15 protein-coding genes and 1 other annotated feature are annotated in these 17,210 nt (G+C 40.1%); all 15 genes read left to right on the top strand.

What is annotated here, in order from left to right:
* Positions 1 to 26: 26 nt before the first annotated feature.
* Complete coding sequence (gene rpmG / locus AAFN87_RS17865) at positions 27 to 173, top strand: 50S ribosomal protein L33 (protein WP_347792509.1); 147 nt, start codon at positions 27 to 29, stop codon at positions 171 to 173.
* A gap of 47 nt (positions 174 to 220) precedes the next feature.
* Positions 221 to 406 carry a preprotein translocase subunit SecE gene (secE, locus tag AAFN87_RS17860; RefSeq protein ID WP_347792413.1) on the top strand — a complete coding sequence of 62 codons (186 nt, stop codon included), beginning with the start codon at positions 221 to 223 and terminating at the stop codon, positions 404 to 406.
* Positions 407 to 574: 168 nt separating this feature from the next.
* A complete protein-coding gene (nusG, locus tag AAFN87_RS17855) occupies positions 575 to 1,147 on the top strand; it encodes a transcription termination/antitermination protein NusG (RefSeq protein WP_347792508.1) in 573 nt (190 codons plus the stop codon).
* A gap of 350 nt (positions 1,148 to 1,497) precedes the next feature.
* Positions 1,498 to 1,923 (top strand): 50S ribosomal protein L11, encoded by a 426-nt coding sequence (rplK, locus tag AAFN87_RS17850; protein ID WP_042478596.1) that lies wholly within the window; start codon positions 1,498 to 1,500, stop codon positions 1,921 to 1,923.
* A gap of 118 nt (positions 1,924 to 2,041) precedes the next feature.
* A complete protein-coding gene (gene rplA, locus AAFN87_RS17845; RefSeq protein WP_347792412.1) occupies positions 2,042 to 2,740 on the top strand; it encodes a 50S ribosomal protein L1 in 699 nt (232 codons plus the stop codon).
* Between the two features lie 84 nt (positions 2,741 to 2,824).
* Positions 2,825 to 2,968 (top strand) — a sequence feature (ribosomal protein L10 leader region).
* Positions 2,969 to 3,003: 35 nt separating this feature from the next.
* Complete coding sequence (gene rplJ, locus AAFN87_RS17840; protein ID WP_347792411.1) at positions 3,004 to 3,504, top strand: 50S ribosomal protein L10; 501 nt, start codon at positions 3,004 to 3,006, stop codon at positions 3,502 to 3,504.
* Between the two features lie 72 nt (positions 3,505 to 3,576).
* On the top strand, positions 3,577 to 3,936 hold the full coding sequence (rplL, locus tag AAFN87_RS17835) for a 50S ribosomal protein L7/L12 (protein ID WP_347792410.1): 360 nt from the start codon (positions 3,577 to 3,579) through the stop codon (positions 3,934 to 3,936).
* Positions 3,937 to 4,036: 100 nt separating this feature from the next.
* Positions 4,037 to 4,639 carry a class I SAM-dependent methyltransferase gene (locus AAFN87_RS17830; RefSeq protein WP_347792409.1) on the top strand — a complete coding sequence of 201 codons (603 nt, stop codon included), beginning with the start codon at positions 4,037 to 4,039 and terminating at the stop codon, positions 4,637 to 4,639.
* Between the two features lie 244 nt (positions 4,640 to 4,883).
* Positions 4,884 to 8,447 carry a DNA-directed RNA polymerase subunit beta gene (gene rpoB, locus AAFN87_RS17825; RefSeq protein ID WP_347792408.1) on the top strand — a complete coding sequence of 1,188 codons (3,564 nt, stop codon included), beginning with the start codon at positions 4,884 to 4,886 and terminating at the stop codon, positions 8,445 to 8,447.
* Between the two features lie 158 nt (positions 8,448 to 8,605).
* Positions 8,606 to 12,295, top strand: a complete 3,690-nt coding sequence (rpoC, locus tag AAFN87_RS17820) for a DNA-directed RNA polymerase subunit beta' (RefSeq protein WP_347792407.1) — start codon at positions 8,606 to 8,608, stop codon at positions 12,293 to 12,295.
* Between the two features lie 129 nt (positions 12,296 to 12,424).
* Positions 12,425 to 12,673 carry a ribosomal L7Ae/L30e/S12e/Gadd45 family protein gene (locus AAFN87_RS17815; RefSeq protein ID WP_347792406.1) on the top strand — a complete coding sequence of 83 codons (249 nt, stop codon included), beginning with the start codon at positions 12,425 to 12,427 and terminating at the stop codon, positions 12,671 to 12,673.
* A gap of 97 nt (positions 12,674 to 12,770) precedes the next feature.
* Positions 12,771 to 13,190, top strand: a complete 420-nt coding sequence (gene rpsL / locus AAFN87_RS17810; protein ID WP_347792405.1) for a 30S ribosomal protein S12 — start codon at positions 12,771 to 12,773, stop codon at positions 13,188 to 13,190.
* Between the two features lie 51 nt (positions 13,191 to 13,241).
* Positions 13,242 to 13,712, top strand: coding sequence for a 30S ribosomal protein S7 (gene rpsG, locus AAFN87_RS17805; RefSeq protein WP_340750674.1), 471 nt, complete (start codon positions 13,242 to 13,244; stop codon positions 13,710 to 13,712).
* Positions 13,713 to 13,789: 77 nt separating this feature from the next.
* Positions 13,790 to 15,868 carry an elongation factor G gene (gene fusA, locus AAFN87_RS17800; RefSeq protein ID WP_347792404.1) on the top strand — a complete coding sequence of 693 codons (2,079 nt, stop codon included), beginning with the start codon at positions 13,790 to 13,792 and terminating at the stop codon, positions 15,866 to 15,868.
* Positions 15,869 to 15,996: 128 nt separating this feature from the next.
* A complete protein-coding gene (tuf, locus tag AAFN87_RS17795; protein ID WP_347792403.1) occupies positions 15,997 to 17,184 on the top strand; it encodes an elongation factor Tu in 1,188 nt (395 codons plus the stop codon).
* The last annotated feature ends 26 nt before the right edge of the window (positions 17,185 to 17,210 follow it).

The following is a 17,210-nucleotide window of genomic DNA, read 5'->3' as shown; positions in this document are numbered from 1 at the left end:
GACAAACTGCCGAAAAGGTGATTCAAATGGCAAGGAAAGTCGTTATAGCTTGCGAAAAATGTGGCTCAAGAAACTATACGCAACTAGCAAAGGATAGTGCAAAAGAGCGTTTAGAGTTGAAAAAATTTTGTTCGCATTGCAATGAGCATACAGTGCATAAGCAAACATTATAAAATGATTGAAACATAGAAGAAACGATTTGTTCGGGGGTTAGACTAAAATGAGCAAAGTTACGAGTTTTCTACACGAAGTCGGCGTAGAAATGAGAAAAACAAGCTGGCCAAAAAGTAAAGAGTTAACAAAGTATACTGTTGTTGTAGTTTTAACTGTTATCGTTATGGCTTTATTTTTTGTTGTCGTTGATCTAGGAATTTCAGAATTATTCCGTTGGTTCTTAAGTCTATAAAGAAAAGCAATATTAATATTTGTGAAATAGCCCGTCCATGTGGAACAACGGGTTTTTTCATTTGTTTTGCAAATGAGTTAACTTGCGAGTTCAAAGCATTTATTTGCTAGGAATTCATCAAGCTGTAATTCAGTAAATAAATATTGTTGTACGTATTATTTGTAAGAAATAAAGGAGGGGCGGACGAGTAGTCCTCACGATTATGGAAAAAATTGGTATGTAGTTCATACTTATTCAGGTTATGAAAACCGTGTAAAGGCGAATCTTGAAAAACGCGTTGAAACAATGGGAATGCAAGATAAAATTTTCCGAGTAATCGTACCTGAGCAAGAAGAAATTGATGTAAAAGAAGATGGCAAAAAACGCACAGTAATGCGTAAAGTTTTTCCGGGCTATGTACTTGTTGAAATCATTATGACAGATGATTCATGGTATGTGGTGCGCAATACACCGGGTGTAACAGGGTTTATTGGTTCTTCAGGCGGCGGTGCCAAACCAACGCCATTACTTCCTGAAGAAGCAGAACGCCTACTTGCTCAGATGGGCATGAACGAAACGGCAATTGGTGAAATAGCTGTAACAGTTGGCGAAGCGGTTGAAGTGTTAGAGGGGCCATTCGCTCACTTCCAAGGTAAAGTCGAAGAAATTGATATCGACAAAGGAAAAGTGAAAGTAAGTGTTGATATGTTTGGTCGCGAAACAATTATGGAACTAAACTTTGAACAAATTCGTAAAATCTAGCTTCATTTCGCGTTTTAGGTAAAATAAAGCTATGTTTATATGGCTGGTGTAGAAGACTCTTGTGGATATTGATAAAGTATTGATATAAGTGCGCTACCGCTGTGTGAAGCTGTAATATACAGGATTTAACGTAATTCAAAAATTAAATACAAGCACATAGAGACAAATTTGGTTTTTATTTGTGCTTGCGTATACACTTTAAAAGTGTTATTATTTCATAGGTCAGACTGTAAAAAAATTTCAGTCTGCCTGATAAATGTTTAATGTTATCGGCAAATTAGCTGACAGACAGATATTGAGTGGGAGGGGCAACCCAATTACCACATCACGGACTTAAGGAGGTGTGTCTCGTGGCTAAAAAAGTTATTAAAGTTGTAAAACTTCAAATCCCTGCTGGTAAAGCAAACCCAGCTCCACCGGTTGGTCCCGCACTAGGTCAAGCAGGTGTAAACATCATGGGATTCTGTAAAGAATTCAATGCTCGTACTGCTGATCAAGCTGGTCTAATCATTCCGGTTGAAATTTCAGTATTCGAAGACCGTTCATTTACTTTCATTACGAAAACTCCACCTGCAGCAGTTCTACTTAAAGTAGCAGCTGGTATCCAATCTGGATCTGGTGAACCAAACCGTAAAAAAGTTGCAACGGTTAAACGTGATAAAGTTCGCGAAATCGCTGAACAAAAAATGCCAGACCTTAACGCTGCTTCAGTTGAAGCTGCAATGTTAATGGTTGAAGGTACTGCACGTAGCATGGGTATTGTTATCGAAGACTAATTCCCATTTACTTGATGACGCTTTTGTTTTTGGAAGGTTGCTGCGCTCCAGGTGAGCGCGCAACCTTTATTCGTGGGAGGTATATTCCGCTATAACCACAATCAAGGAGGAAATTATAATGGCTAAAAAAGGTAAAAAACTGCAAGAAGCAGCTAAATTAATCGACCGCGCAACTCTATATTCTGTAGAAGAAGCAGTAGCTTTAGCGCAAAAAACAAGCACAGTAAACTTCGACGCAACTGTAGAAGTAGCTTTCAAACTAGGAATCGATACTCGTAAAAATGACCAACAAATCCGTGGTGCAGTAGTACTTCCACACGGTACTGGTAAAACTCAACGTGTATTAGTATTCGCTAAAGGTGAAAAACTAAAAGAAGCAGAAGCTGCAGGTGCAGACTATGTAGGCGATGCTGAGTACATCCAAAAAATCCAAGGTGGCTGGTTCGACTTCGACGTGATCGTTGCAACTCCAGACATGATGGGTGAAGTTGGTAAACTTGGTCGTGTATTAGGTCCTAAAGGCTTAATGCCAAACCCTAAAACTGGTACAGTTACTTTCGACGTAACTAAAGCTATCGAAGAAATTAAAGCTGGTAAAGTAGAGTACCGCGCTGATAAAACTGGTATTATCCACGCTCCTATCGGTAAAGTTTCATTCGGTACAGAAAAATTAGCAGAAAACTTCTTAGCTGTATTTGATGTAGTTCAAAAAGCAAAACCTGCTGCAGCTAAAGGTACTTATATGAAATCTGTAAACGTTACTACAACAATGGGTCCAGCTATTAAAGTTGACGCTTCAAACGTAGTAGTTAAATAATAAATCGTTATTGACTCGGTGTTTTTCACTGATAATATAAAATAGTTGACAACAATCCTCTTACTTGATAAGATGGATGCTGTTGTGAATCATCCATTTGTACCGTAGACAGTAGGAGTGACTTGTCACTTAATGTTCCTACCGAGGACATCGGAATTCGGATTCTTTTTAAGATGATGACTTTCAGCCTCTATGTCTATTTGATATAGAGGCTTTTCTTTTGTCGGTATAAATGACTCATTCTAATAGGAGGTGTCATCAAGATGAGCAAAGCAATTGAAACTAAAGTAGTTCAAGTGCAAGAAATCGCTGAGAAATTCCAAGCTGCTGCATCTGTAGTAGTAGTTGACTATCGCGGTCTTACTGTTTCTCAAGTTACAGAACTTCGTAAACAACTTCGTGAAGCTGGCGTTGAGTTTAAAGTGTACAAAAACACTTTAACTCGTCGTGCAACTGAAATCGCGGGTGTTGAAGCAATTAATGAATTCTTAACTGGTCCAAACGCTGTTGCGTTCTCAAACGAAGACGTAGTAGCTCCAGCTAAAATCATTAACGAGTTCGCTAAGAAAAACGAAGCGTTAGAAATTAAAGCTGGTATCATTGAAGGTGTTGTTTCATCTGTTGAAGACGTTAAAGCTCTTGCGGAACTTCCATCACGCGAAGGTCTACTTTCTATGCTTTTATCTGTACTTCAAGCTCCAGTGCGCAACTTCGCACTTGCAACAAAAGCTGTTGCAGAACAAAAAGAAGAACAAGGCGCTTAATAGCATCTTAACTTCAAAATCAGGCTTAACTGCCTAAAATACTAAAAACATCCAAGTAGGAGGAAATTTAAAATGAACAAAGAGCAAATCTTAGAAGCTATCAAAGTTATGACAGTTCTTGAATTAAACGACTTAGTAAAAGCAATCGAAGAAGAATTCGGTGTAACAGCAGCTGCTCCTGTAGCTGTAGTTGCTGGTGGCGCTGCTGCTGCTGAAGAGCAAACTGAATTTGACGTAGTATTAGCATCTGCTGGTGCTGAAAAAATTAAAGTAATCAAAGTGGTTCGTGAAATCACTGGTTTAGGTCTAAAAGAAGCTAAAGAGGTTGTTGACAACGCTCCTAAAGCTCTTAAAGAAGGCGCTTCTAAAGCAGAAGCTGAAGAAATCAAAGCTAAACTTGAAGAAGTTGGCGCTACTGTAGAAGTTAAGTAATTTTTACTTACAACTACTTTATAGGAAAAGCTCGTCATTTCGACGGGCTTTTCTTTTTATCTAAGTATTTTAGGGACGACTAGTAAGGAGGCGCTCTGGCGTGTCAGAACATTATTATTCTAATAAGCCTCAAACGGACAGTAAACCGCGCCGTTGGAAATTTACTTTGCTAGGATTTGAATTTGTATTTGAAACAGATGCAGGTGTATTTAGTAAAAGCGAAGTAGATTTTGGCTCCCGTGTGTTAATTGATGCGTTTGAAATGCCTGAAATTTCGGGCGTATTACTTGATGTTGGTTGTGGATATGGACCAATCGGGTTATCACTTGCCAAAGCGTATCCGGAGCGAATTGTTCACATGATGGATATTAATACGCGAGCGGTAGCTTTAGCGGAAAAGAATGCACAAGTGAACGGGATTCAAAATGTACAGATATTTGAAAGTGACGGGCTAGCGAATGTTGAAGTTGGTATACAAGTGGCTGCTATTTTAACGAATCCGCCAATTCGCGCTGGGAAAGATACAGTGTTTAAGTTTTATGATGAGGCCTATAATATGTTAGCCGCTAGTGGTGAGTTATGGGTTGTTATCCAAAAAAAACAAGGTGCGCCATCGACGGTTAGCCATTTAGAAGAGATGTTTTCAGAAGTGGATGTTGTTGAGAAGAAAAAAGGATATTGGATTATCCGTGCGACAAAATAAATCTGTACGATTTAAAATATTGACTTGACAAATCGACTATGATAACATAATAAAATGCAAAATTATTATTTTGAGGAAGTATGCCCATTTGCATTAAAAAGATGTTTTTTAGGGTATACTCACGAAGAATTAAGTTTAGTTTAACCGAAAATGAGGTCGTTATGATACTCGTTTTCTTTCTATCTTTCGAAATCATACACTATTTGGATGATTTTGCAAAGACCTATTATCGCTTTATTGAGGGGTGAATGAGTTGACAGGTCAACTAGTTCAGTACGGACAACACCGTCAGCGTAGAAGTTTTGCGCGTATTAATGAGGTGCTAGAGCTTCCGAATTTAATCGAGATTCAAACAGCATCTTATGAGTGGTTCCTTGCAGAAGGATTGCGCGAGATGTTCCACGACATTTCTCCAATCGAAGATTTTACAGGCAATCTTTCACTTGAATTCGTCGACTATACTTTAGGAGAACCTAAGTATGATGTTGATGAGTGTAAAGAACGTGACGTAACTTATGCTGCGCCATTACGCGTAAAAGTACGTCTTCACAACAAAGAAACAGATGAAGTAAAAGAGCAAGACGTCTTCATGGGTGATTTCCCATTAATGACGGAAACGGGCACATTTATTATTAATGGTGCCGAACGCGTTATCGTTTCACAGTTAGTTCGTTCACCAAGTGTTTACTTCCATGATAAAACTGACAAGAACGGTAAAAAAGGCTTTGGCGCTACAGTAATTCCAAACCGTGGTGCGTGGCTCGAGTATGAAATAGATGCAAAGGATGTTGTCTATGTTCGTATCGATCGTACACGTAAACTTCCTGTAACTGTTTTATTACGTGCTTTAGGTTTTGGTTCAGATCAAGAAATCATCGATATTATCGGTGACAATGAGTACCTTCGTAATACGCTTGAAAAAGATAACACAGAAAGCACTGAAAAAGCGCTTCTTGAAATCTATGAGCGTTTACGTCCAGGTGAGCCACCAACTGTAGACAGTGCAAAAAGCTTATTATATTCTCGTTTCTTCGATGCTAAACGCTATGATTTAGCGAATGTCGGTCGTTATAAAATGAATAAAAAGCTTCACATTAAAAATCGTTTATTCAACCAAACGATTGCAGAAACGCTTGCTGATCCAGAAACAGGCGAAATTTTAGTTGAAAAAGGTACAGTTCTTGATCGTCGTAATCTAGATAAGATTATCCCTTATTTAGAAAATGGCATCGGCTTCCGTACGTTAACACAAGTTGGTGGCGTACTAGAAGATGATATTACAGTACAATCAATTAAAATCTATGCTCCAAATGACGAAGCACAAAAAGAAATTAATGTAATCTCAAACGCTTATATTGATGAAGAAGTGAAGAACATTATGCCAGCTGACGTAATCGCTTCTGTCTCATACTTCTTCAACTTATTATATGGCGTTGGTAATACAGATGATATTGATCATTTAGGTAACCGCCGTTTACGTTCAGTTGGTGAGTTATTACAAAACCAATTCCGTATCGGTTTATCTCGTATGGAGCGTGTAGTACGTGAACGTATGTCGATTAACGACACGGCTGCGATTGTACCACAACAACTAATCAATATCCGTCCTGTAATTGCGTCGATTAAAGAGTTCTTCGGTAGCTCTCAATTATCACAATTCATGGACCAAACAAACCCACTTGCAGAGTTAACGCACAAACGTCGTCTATCTGCATTAGGGCCAGGTGGTTTAACACGTGAACGTGCAGGTATGGAAGTTCGAGACGTTCACTATTCTCACTATGGTCGTATGTGTCCGATTGAAACGCCTGAGGGACCAAACATCGGTTTGATCAACTCACTTTCATCGTTCGCGAAAGTGAATAAATTCGGCTTTATCGAAACACCATATCGTCGTGTAGATCCTGAAACGGGTCGAGTAACAGATCGTATCGACTATTTAACGGCAGATGAGGAAGATAACTACGTAGTAGCACAAGCGAACTCTATATTAAATGAAGATGGTACATTCGCTAAGGAAGAAGTTGTTGGACGTTTCCGAGGCGATAATACGGTATTCAAGAAAGATCGTATTGACTACATGGACGTATCTCCTAAACAAGTAGTGTCTGCTGCCACTGCATGTATTCCTTTCTTAGAGAACGATGACTCTAACCGTGCTTTAATGGGAGCGAACATGCAACGTCAAGCGGTACCTTTATTAAACCCAGAAGCACCATTCGTTGGTACAGGTATGGAACATGTTGACGCACGTGATTCTGGTGCTGCAGTAGTTGCAAAGTATGATGGAATTGTTGAGCACGTTGAAGCTCGTTCGATCCACGTACGTCGCATCGAAACTGTTGATGGTAAAGAAGTTAAAGGCGATTTAACAAAATATAAATTACAAAAATTCATCCGTTCAAACCAAGGTACATCATATAACCAACGTCCTATCGTTAAAGTTGGCGACCGCGTGAAGCCTCGTGACATTTTAGCTGATGGTCCTTCTATGGAACTCGGAGAACTAGCACTAGGTCGTAACGTACTTGTTGCTTTCATGACATGGGATGGTTTCAACTATGAGGATGCCGTAATCATGAGCGAGCGTCTTGTAAAAGATGACGTTTACACTTCTGTTCATATCGAAGAATACGAATCAGAGTCTCGTGATACAAAACTTGGACCTGAAGAAATCACACGTGACATTCCAAACGTTGGGGAAGATGCGCTTCGCAACTTAGACGAACGCGGTATTATCCGAATTGGTGCGGAAGTTCGTGATGGTGATATCTTAGTTGGTAAAGTAACGCCTAAAGGGGTTACTGAGTTAACTGCTGAAGAGCGACTATTACATGCAATCTTCGGTGAGAAAGCACGCGAAGTACGTGATACTTCATTACGTGTACCTCACGGAGCTGGCGGTATAGTTCTTGATGTAAAAGTATTCAACCGTGAAGACGGCGATGAATTACCACCGGGTGTTAACCAATTAGTTCGTGCTTACATTGTTCAAAAACGTAAAATCCGCGTTGGGGACAAAATGGCCGGACGTCATGGTAACAAAGGGGTAATCTCACGTATCTTACCGGAAGAGGATATGCCATTCATGCCAGATGGTACTCCTGTTGATATCATGTTAAACCCACTTGGCGTACCTTCTCGTATGAATATCGGACAAGTTTTAGAACTACACTTAGGTATGGCTTCACGTTACTTAGGTATTCATATGGCGACACCAGTATTCGATGGTGCGAATGAGGAAGACGTTTGGGAAACGATGGAAGAAGCGGGTATGAACCGTGACGGTAAAACAATTTTGTATGATGGACGTTCTGGTGAGCCATTTGATAACCGCGTATCAGTAGGTATCATGTATATGATTAAACTTGCCCACATGGTTGACGATAAGCTTCACGCACGTTCAACTGGACCATATTCACTTGTTACTCAACAGCCACTTGGCGGTAAAGCACAGTTCGGTGGACAACGTTTCGGTGAGATGGAAGTATGGGCCCTTGAAGCATACGGTGCTGCGTACACATTACAAGAGATTTTAACTGTAAAATCAGATGATGTTGTCGGTCGTGTGAAAACATATGAAGCAATCGTTAAAGGTGAAAGTGTTCCAGAGCCAGGTGTTCCGGAATCATTCAAAGTATTAATTAAAGAGCTTCAATCTTTAGGTATGGATGTAAAAATGCTGACAATCAACGATGAAGAAGTAGAACTTCGTGATCTTGACGAAGAAGAAGATCTTCAACCGGCGGATGCATTAAATATAATTCCTCCAGAGAAAGAAGAAGACCCAGTCGAAACTATTGAATAATATTTTCAAACAAAATCGGGCAGGTATTGCCCTGCCCGATTTTTTCTAGTAATAAAATCAAACGTAAATTTAACGTATAAAAGTGCATACTTTTTACGATTGAATGTCGAGCTACGGAAAAGTCATTAAAGGACTTATACTAAAGGGAGGTAGGCTCCTTGATAGATGTTAATGAATTTGAATATATGAAAATTGGTTTAGCTTCTCCTGACAAGATTCGCTCTTGGTCATATGGTGAAGTAAAAAAACCTGAAACAATCAACTACCGTACACTTAAACCAGAAAAAGATGGTCTTTTCTGCGAACGCATTTTCGGGCCAACTAAAGACTGGGAATGTCACTGTGGTAAATACAAACGTGTTCGCTATAAAGGCGTAGTTTGTGATCGTTGTGGTGTTGAAGTTACACGTGCAAAAGTTCGTCGTGAACGTATGGGTCACATCGAATTAGCTGCTCCTGTTTCTCACATTTGGTACTTTAAAGGGATTCCTAGTCGCATGGGTCTTATTTTAGACATGTCTCCACGCGCACTTGAAGAAGTGATTTATTTCGCATCTTACGTAGTAATCGACCCTGCAGGTACAAACTTAGAAAACAAACAGCTTCTTTCTGAAAAAGAATACCGCGCTTATCGCGAAAAATTCGGCGCAACTTTTGATGCTGCAATGGGTGCGGAAGCGATTAAAAAACTTCTTGAGAAAATCGATCTTGAAGAAGAAACAGTAATGCTTAAAGAAGAGCTGAAAACTGCACAGGGGCAACGTCGTACTCGTGCGATTAAACGCCTTGAAGTAGTGGAATCATTCCGTAATTCTGGCAACAAACCAGAATGGATGATTTTAGACGTACTACCAGTCATTCCACCAGAGCTTCGTCCAATGGTGCAATTAGACGGTGGTCGTTTCGCTACATCTGACTTAAATGATCTTTATCGTCGTGTTATCAACCGTAACAACCGTTTAAAACGTTTATTAGACTTAGGTGCTCCAAGCATTATCGTTCAAAACGAAAAACGTATGTTACAAGAAGCGGTCGATGCGTTAATTGATAACGGTCGTCGTGGTCGTCCGGTAACAGGTCCTGGTAACCGTCCTTTAAAATCACTTTCACATATGTTGAAAGGTAAACAAGGTCGTTTCCGTCAAAACTTACTAGGTAAACGTGTAGACTACTCTGGTCGTTCGGTTATCGTAGTAGGTCCAAATTTAAAAATGTATCAATGCGGTCTGCCAAAAGAAATGGCAATCGAACTATTTAAACCTTTCGTTATGAAAGAATTAGTAGAACGTGGCCTAGCGCATAATATTAAGAGTGCAAAACGTAAAATTGAGCGTATGCATAATGAAGTTTGGGACGTTTTAGAAGACGTAATTCGTGAGCATCCAGTACTTCTAAACCGTGCACCGACGCTTCACCGTCTTGGTATTCAAGCATTCGAGCCTACATTAGTAGAAGGTCGTGCAATTCGTCTTCACCCATTAGTATGTACAGCTTATAACGCTGACTTCGATGGAGACCAAATGGCGGTACACGTACCATTGTCAGCTGAAGCACAAGCAGAAGCTCGCCTACTGATGTTAGCAGCACAAAACATCTTGAACCCGAAAGATGGTAAACCAGTCGTAACTCCATCTCAAGATATGGTATTAGGTAACTATTACTTAACGCTTGAGCGTGAAGGTGCTCGTGGTGAAGGTTCTATCTTCTACGGTCCAAATGAAGTGTTAATCGCATACCAAACTGGTCATGTGCATTTACACACACGTATTGCAATTAAAGCTGGTTCAGTAAACAACCAAACGTTCACAGAAGAGCAAAATAATATGTTCTTATTAACAACGGTTGGTAAGGTAATTTTCAATGAAATTCTTCCTGAAACATTCCCTTATATTAATGAACCGACTGATATAAACTTAGAGCAAAAAACACCTGAAAAGTATTTTGTGAAGTTATCAATTGATGCAGAACTATTATCAGAGTTAGAAGCTACGGAAGGGTATGCGAATCTGTCAGAATCAGAAAAAGTAGAAGCACAGCGTAAAGCAGTGTTACAAAAACACTTTGCTTCTGTTCCAGCAGTACCACCATTCCGCAAAAAATTCTTAGGTAATGTTATTGCAGAAGTATTCAAGCGATTCCATATTACTGAAACATCTAAAATGCTTGACCGCATGAAAGATTTAGGTTTCAAATACTCTACTCGTGCAGGTATTACAGTAGGTGTATCAGATATCGTCGTTTTACCAGATAAAGGCGTTATCCTAGATGAAGCACAAGCAAAAGTAGATAAAGTAATGGTTCAATTCCGTCGTGGTTTAATTACAGAAGAAGAGCGTTACGATCGTGTAATCTCTAGCTGGTCAACTGCGAAAGATGAGATCCAATCAAAACTGATGAAATCGTTAGAGAAAACGAACCCGATCTTCATGATGTCTGACTCAGGAGCTCGTGGTAACGCGTCTAACTTTACGCAATTAGCTGGTATGCGTGGTCTGATGGCCAACCCGGCTGGTCGTATTATCGAGTTACCAATCAAATCTTCATTCCGTGAAGGTTTAACGGTATTAGAGTACTTCATCTCTACACACGGTGCGCGTAAAGGTCTTGCCGATACAGCACTAAAAACAGCCGATTCAGGTTACTTAACTCGTCGTTTAGTAGACGTTGCACAAGATGTTATCGTACGTGAAGATGACTGCGGTACTGACCGTGGATTACTAATCGGTGCGTTAATGGAAGGCAATGAACTAATCGAAGGATTAGATGAGCGTATTGTAGGTCGTTATGCGAAGAAAACAATCTTGCACCCTGAAACAAGCGAAGTAATTTTAGAGCGTGATGGATTAATTACTCAAGATGTAGCGCGTGTAATTGAAGAAGCGGGCATTGAGGAAATCACAATCCGTTCTGCATTCACATGTAATACAAAACACGGTGTATGTAAAAAATGTTACGGCATGAACTTAGCAACTGGTGAAGAGGTTGAAGTTGGCGAAGCGGTAGGTATTATCGCAGCTCAATCAATCGGTGAGCCAGGTACACAGTTAACGATGCGTACATTCCATACAGGTGGGGTAGCCGGAAACGATATCACAATGGGTCTTCCGCGTATCCAAGAGATTTTCGAATCGCGTAATCCGAAAGGGCAAGCGGTTATTTCAGAAATCTCAGGTGTCGTATCAGATATTGATGAAATTCGTGAAGGCTTAAAAGAAATTACAGTCCACGGTGAAGTAGAAACGCGTAAATATCAAGCGCCTTATAACGCTCGATTAAAAGTTCAATTAGGCGATGCAATCGAACCGGGACAACTTCTAACAGAAGGTTCTATCGATCCAAAGCAATTATTAAAAGTAAAAGACGTATCAACAGTACAAGAGTATCTGTTAAAAGAAGTACAAAAAGTATACCGTATGCAAGGTGTAGAAATTGGTGACAAACATATCGAAGTAATGGTTCGCCAAATGCTTCGAAAAGTGCGTGTAATTGAAGCAGGTGATACTGATTTATTACCAGGTTCATTACTTGATATTCACCAATTCTCAGAAGCAAACGCAGAAGCTGTCATGAATGGCAAAAACGCTGCAACTTGTCGCCCAGTAATTCTTGGTATTACAAAAGCTTCTCTTGAAACAGAATCATTCTTATCTGCTGCATCATTCCAAGAAACGACTCGTGTCTTAACGGATGCTGCAATTAAAGGTAAACGTGATGAACTTCTTGGTCTGAAAGAAAACGTAATTATCGGTAAACTTGTTCCAGCAGGTACTGGTATGCAACGTTATCGTCAAATCCGTATGATGCAAGATAATGTAGAATCGGAAGAAGAATTAACTTCGGCTGAATAAGCTTTTTATTCCGGTGGAGAGAACACTCTCTGCCGGAATTTTTAAAGATATTAGTTGACAGTGGAATTTGTCAATGATAATATATTGAAGGTTGATAGTTAACTGTCTGTGCTTTTGGAGGATATGAAAATGTCTTATGATAAAGTAAAGACTAGTCAAACAATCATAGGTACAAAGCAAGCAGTGAAAGCAATGCATGCTGGTCAAGTTACAGAGCTTTTTGTCGCACTTGATGCAGACAATTGGGTAACCGATCCGGCCATTCTTCTCGCGAAAGAAATCGGTATACCAATTACTTTGGTCGAGTCAAAAAAAGAGCTTGGAAAAGCTTGCGGCATTCATGTTGGAGCTGCGGTTATTGCGATTACTGCGATGTAGTTTTTGTGTAGTGTACACAAAGACTTTGTTTTTACCCAAAAAATGAACCACCTGGATGTGTGGTATTGACAAGGAATTAATGAAGGGAGGAATATCGATGCCTACAATTAACCAATTAGTACGTAAGCCTCGTAAATCTAAAATCACGAAATCAAAATCACCAGCGTTAAACAAAGGATACAACTCATTTAAAAAATCTTTAACTGATGTTAAATCTCCACAAAAACGCGGTGTTTGTACTCGTGTAGGTACAATGACACCACGTAAACCGAACTCGGCTTTACGTAAATACGCTCGTGTACGCTTATCTAACCTACTTGAGGTTACAGCGTATATCCCAGGTGAAGGCCACAACTTACAAGAGCACAGTGTTGTTCTTATCCGTGGCGGACGCGTAAAAGACTTAGCGGGTGTTCGTTACCATATCGTACGTGGTGCTCTTGATACTGCTGGTGTAAACGGTCGTATGCAATCACGTTCTAAATACGGAACAAAACGCCCTAAAGAAAAAAAATAATATAACGTCTAAATAAAATAGATAATTCACTATTTGAAAGGAGGAAAACACATGCCTCGTAAAGGTCCTGTTTCCAAACGTGACGTGTTACCAGATCCAATTTACAATTCAAAACTAGTAACTCGTTTAATCAATAAAATGATGGTTGATGGTAAAAGAGGTACTTCTCAAAAGATTTTATACGGAGCTTTCGAATTAGTTCAAGAGCGTTCTGGTCAAAATCCTTTAGAAGTATTTGAAGCAGCATTAAACAACGTAATGCCAGTTCTTGAAGTACGCGCTCGCCGTGTTGGTGGTTCTAACTACCAAGTACCGGTTGAAGTACGTCCAGAACGTCGTACAACTTTAGGTCTTCGCTACCTAGTTAACTACTCTCGTCTTCGTGGTGAAAAAACTATGGAAGAGCGTTTAGCTAACGAAATCTTAGATGCATCTAACAACACAGGTGCTTCAGTTAAGAAACGTGAAGATATGCACAAAATGGCAGAAGCAAACAAAGCATTTGCTCACTACCGCTGGTAATTCGACCTTTGTGTTAGCTGCTTAGCTAACACAAGGTTATATATAGTTTTAACCCAATATGGAAGGAGAAATTTCCTATGAAACGCGAATTCTCTCTAGAGAATACTCGTAATATTGGGATCATGGCTCACATTGATGCTGGTAAAACAACAACAACTGAGCGTATCCTTTATTACACTGGTAAGATTCACAAAATCGGTGAAACTCACGAAGGTGCTTCTCAAATGGACTGGATGGAGCAAGAGCAAGAACGTGGTATCACAATCACTTCTGCTGCAACAACAGCTCAATGGGCAGGACACCGTGTAAACATCATTGATACACCTGGACACGTAGACTTCACTGTAGAAGTAGAACGTTCATTACGCGTACTAGACGGTGCTGTAACAGTACTTGATGCTCAATCTGGTGTTGAGCCTCAAACTGAAACTGTATGGCGTCAAGCTACAACATACGGTGTTCCACGTATTGTATTCATTAATAAAATGGATAAAACAGGAGCAGACTTCTTATATTCTGTAGGAACTCTGCACGATCGTTTACAAGCAAACGCTCACCCTATTCAATTACCTATCGGAGCCGAAGATCAGTTCTCTGCAATCATCGACTTAGTTGAAATGAAAGCTACTTTCTACGGCGACGAAAAAGGTACAGCAGTAACTGAAGGTGAAATTCCTGAAGAATACCGCGCACAAGCTGAAGAATACCGTGAAAAATTAATCGACGCTGTTGCAAGTGTTGATGAAGATATCATGGAAAAATATTTAGAAGGCGAAGAAATTACTGTTGCTGAGCTTAAAGCGGCTATCCGTCGTGCTACAATCGCAGTAGAATTCTACCCAGTAATCTGTGGTACTGCATTCAAACACAAAGGCGTACGCCCAATGTTAAATGCAGTTATCGATTATTTACCATCTCCAATTGATGTACCAGCAATCAAAGGTACTACAGTTGATGGTGACGAAGAGTTAGTACGTAAATCTTCTGATGATGAGCCATTCTCAGCTCTTGCATTCAAAGTTATGACTGACCCATTCGTAGGTAAATTAACTTTCTTCCGTGTGTACTCTGGAACATTAGATTCAGGTTCATACGTACAAAACTCTTCTAAAGGTAAACGTGAGCGTGTAGGTCGTATCCTACAAATGCACGCTAACTCTCGTGAAGAGATTTCTAAAGTATTTGCAGGGGATATCGCAGCAGCAGTAGGTCTTAAAGATACTACTACTGGTGATACTCTATGTGACGAGAAAAACCTAGTTATTCTTGAATCAATGGAGTTCCCAGAGCCTGTAATTTCTCTTTCTGTAGAACCAAAATCAAAAGCTGACCAAGATAAAATGGGTCAAGCTTTAGCTAAACTTCAAGAAGAGGATCCAACTTTCCGTGCTCACACTGACACAGAAACTGGACAAACAATCATCTCAGGTATGGGTGAGCTTCACCTTGATATCTTAGTTGACCGTATGCGCCGTGAATTTAAAGTAGAAGCAAACGTAGGTGCTCCAATGGTATCTTACCGTGAAACATTCCGTAGCTCTGCAAAAGTTCAAGGTAAATTCACTCGCCAATCTGGTGGTCGTGGACAATACGGAGACGTAACGATTGAGTTCTCTCCAAACGAAGAAGGTAAAGGATTTGAATTCGAAAACGCTATCGTTGGTGGTGTAGTACCTCGTGAATACATTCCTGCAGTAGAAGCGGGTCTTCGTGACTCTCTTGACCGCGGTGTAGTAGCTGGTTACCCATTAATCGACATTAAAGCGAAATTAGTATTCGGTTCTTACCATGACGTTGACTCGAATGAGATGGCGTTCAAAATTGCTGCATCTATGGCTCTTAAAGAAGCTGCGAAACAATGTGACGCAGTAATTTTAGAACCAATGATGAAAGTTGAAGTTGTAATTCCTGAAGAGTACCTTGGTGATATCATGGGTAACATTACTTCTCGTCGCGGACGCGTTGAGGGTATGGATGCTCGCGGTAACTCTCAAGTTGTTCGTGCAATGGTTCCTTTATCGGAAATGTTTGGTTACGCAACAACTCTTCGTTCTGCAACGCAAGGTCGCGGTGTATTCTCAATGACATTTGATCATTATGAAGAAGTACCAAAATCAATCGCTGCTGAAATCATTAAAAAAAATAAAGGTGAATAATTGAATTTTCATCTTGCATAAAGTATAACTAATTTGTAAGCTATGATTGACTGGCTCGGCTGGGCCCGGTTCGAGCCAGCAGTTGTAACATAAAAAAACTAAAATAGATATTTAGGAGGCATTCTCTAATGGCTAAAGAAAAATTTGACCGTTCGAAAACGCATGCTAACATTGGTACAATCGGACACGTTGACCATGGTAAAACAACTTTAACTGCAGCAATCGCTACAGTTCTTTCTAAAAAAATGGGTGGTACAGCTAAATCTTACGCTGACATCGACAACGCTCCAGAAGAAAAAGAGCGTGGTATCACAATCAATACTTCTCACGTAGAATACGAAACTGAATCTCGTCACTATGCACACGTTGACTGCCCAGGACACGCTGACTATGTTAAAAACATGATCACTGGTGCTGCACAAATGGACGGCGGTATCTTAGTAGTATCTGCTGCTGATGGCCCAATGCCACAAACTCGTGAACACATCCTTTTATCTCGTCAAGTAGGTGTTCCATACTTAGTAGTATTCATGAACAAATGTGATATGGTTGACGACGAAGAATTATTAGAATTAGTAGAAATGGAAATCCGTGACCTACTATCTGAATATGACTTCCCAGGCGACGATATTCCTGTAATCAAAGGTTCTGCTCTTAAAGCTCTTGAAGGCGAAGCAGAATGGGAAGAAAAAATCGTTGAATTAATGGACGCTGTAGATTCTTACATCCCAACTCCAGAACGTCAAACTGACAAACCATTCATGATGCCAGTAGAGGACGTATTCTCTATCACTGGTCGTGGTACAGTAGCAACTGGCCGTGTTGAACGTGGTCAAGTTAAAGTTGGTGACGTTGTAGAAATCATCGGTATCACTGAAGAAGCTAAATCTACAACTGTAACTGGTGTAGAAATGTTCCGTAAATTATTAGACTACGCTGAAGCTGGTGACAACATCGGTGCATTACTTCGTGGTGTAGCTCGTGAAGAAATCCAACGTGGTCAAGTATTAGCTAAACCAGGCTCAATCACTCCACACACAAACTTCAAAGCTGAAGTTTACGTTTTATCAAAAGAAGAAGGTGGCCGTCATACTCCTTTCTTCACTAACTACCGTCCTCAGTTCTACTTCCGTACAACTGACGTAACAGGTATTTGTAACTTACCAGAAGGCGTAGAAATGGTTATGCCTGGTGATAACATCGAAATGACAGTAGAACTTATCGCTCCAATCGCTCTTGAAGAAGGTACTAAATTCTCTATCCGTGAGGGTGGCCGTACTGTAGGCGCTGGTGTAGTAGCTTCTATCCAAAAATAATTTTAGCTAACTGCTAATTTTAAAAA

This window comes from Solibacillus sp. CAU 1738 (assembly GCF_039888725.1).
Lineage (GTDB): Bacteria > Bacillota > Bacilli > Bacillales_A > Planococcaceae > Metasolibacillus.
This window is presented reverse-complemented; position numbering and strand designations above follow the sequence as displayed.

Coding starts and splice junctions, on each gene's coding strand:
- rpmG (WP_347792509.1), top strand. CDS start 27: ATGGCAAGGAAAGTCGTTATAGCTTGCGAAAAATGTGGCTCAAGAAAC.
- secE (WP_347792413.1), top strand. CDS start 221: ATGAGCAAAGTTACGAGTTTTCTACACGAAGTCGGCGTAGAAATGAGA.
- rplA (WP_347792412.1), top strand. CDS start 2,042: ATGGCTAAAAAAGGTAAAAAACTGCAAGAAGCAGCTAAATTAATCGAC.
- rplJ (WP_347792411.1), top strand. CDS start 3,004: ATGAGCAAAGCAATTGAAACTAAAGTAGTTCAAGTGCAAGAAATCGCT.
- rplL (WP_347792410.1), top strand. CDS start 3,577: ATGAACAAAGAGCAAATCTTAGAAGCTATCAAAGTTATGACAGTTCTT.
- AAFN87_RS17815 (WP_347792406.1), top strand. CDS start 12,425: ATGTCTTATGATAAAGTAAAGACTAGTCAAACAATCATAGGTACAAAG.
- rpsL (WP_347792405.1), top strand. CDS start 12,771: ATGCCTACAATTAACCAATTAGTACGTAAGCCTCGTAAATCTAAAATC.
- rpsG (WP_340750674.1), top strand. CDS start 13,242: ATGCCTCGTAAAGGTCCTGTTTCCAAACGTGACGTGTTACCAGATCCA.
- fusA (WP_347792404.1), top strand. CDS start 13,790: ATGAAACGCGAATTCTCTCTAGAGAATACTCGTAATATTGGGATCATG.
- tuf (WP_347792403.1), top strand. CDS start 15,997: ATGGCTAAAGAAAAATTTGACCGTTCGAAAACGCATGCTAACATTGGT.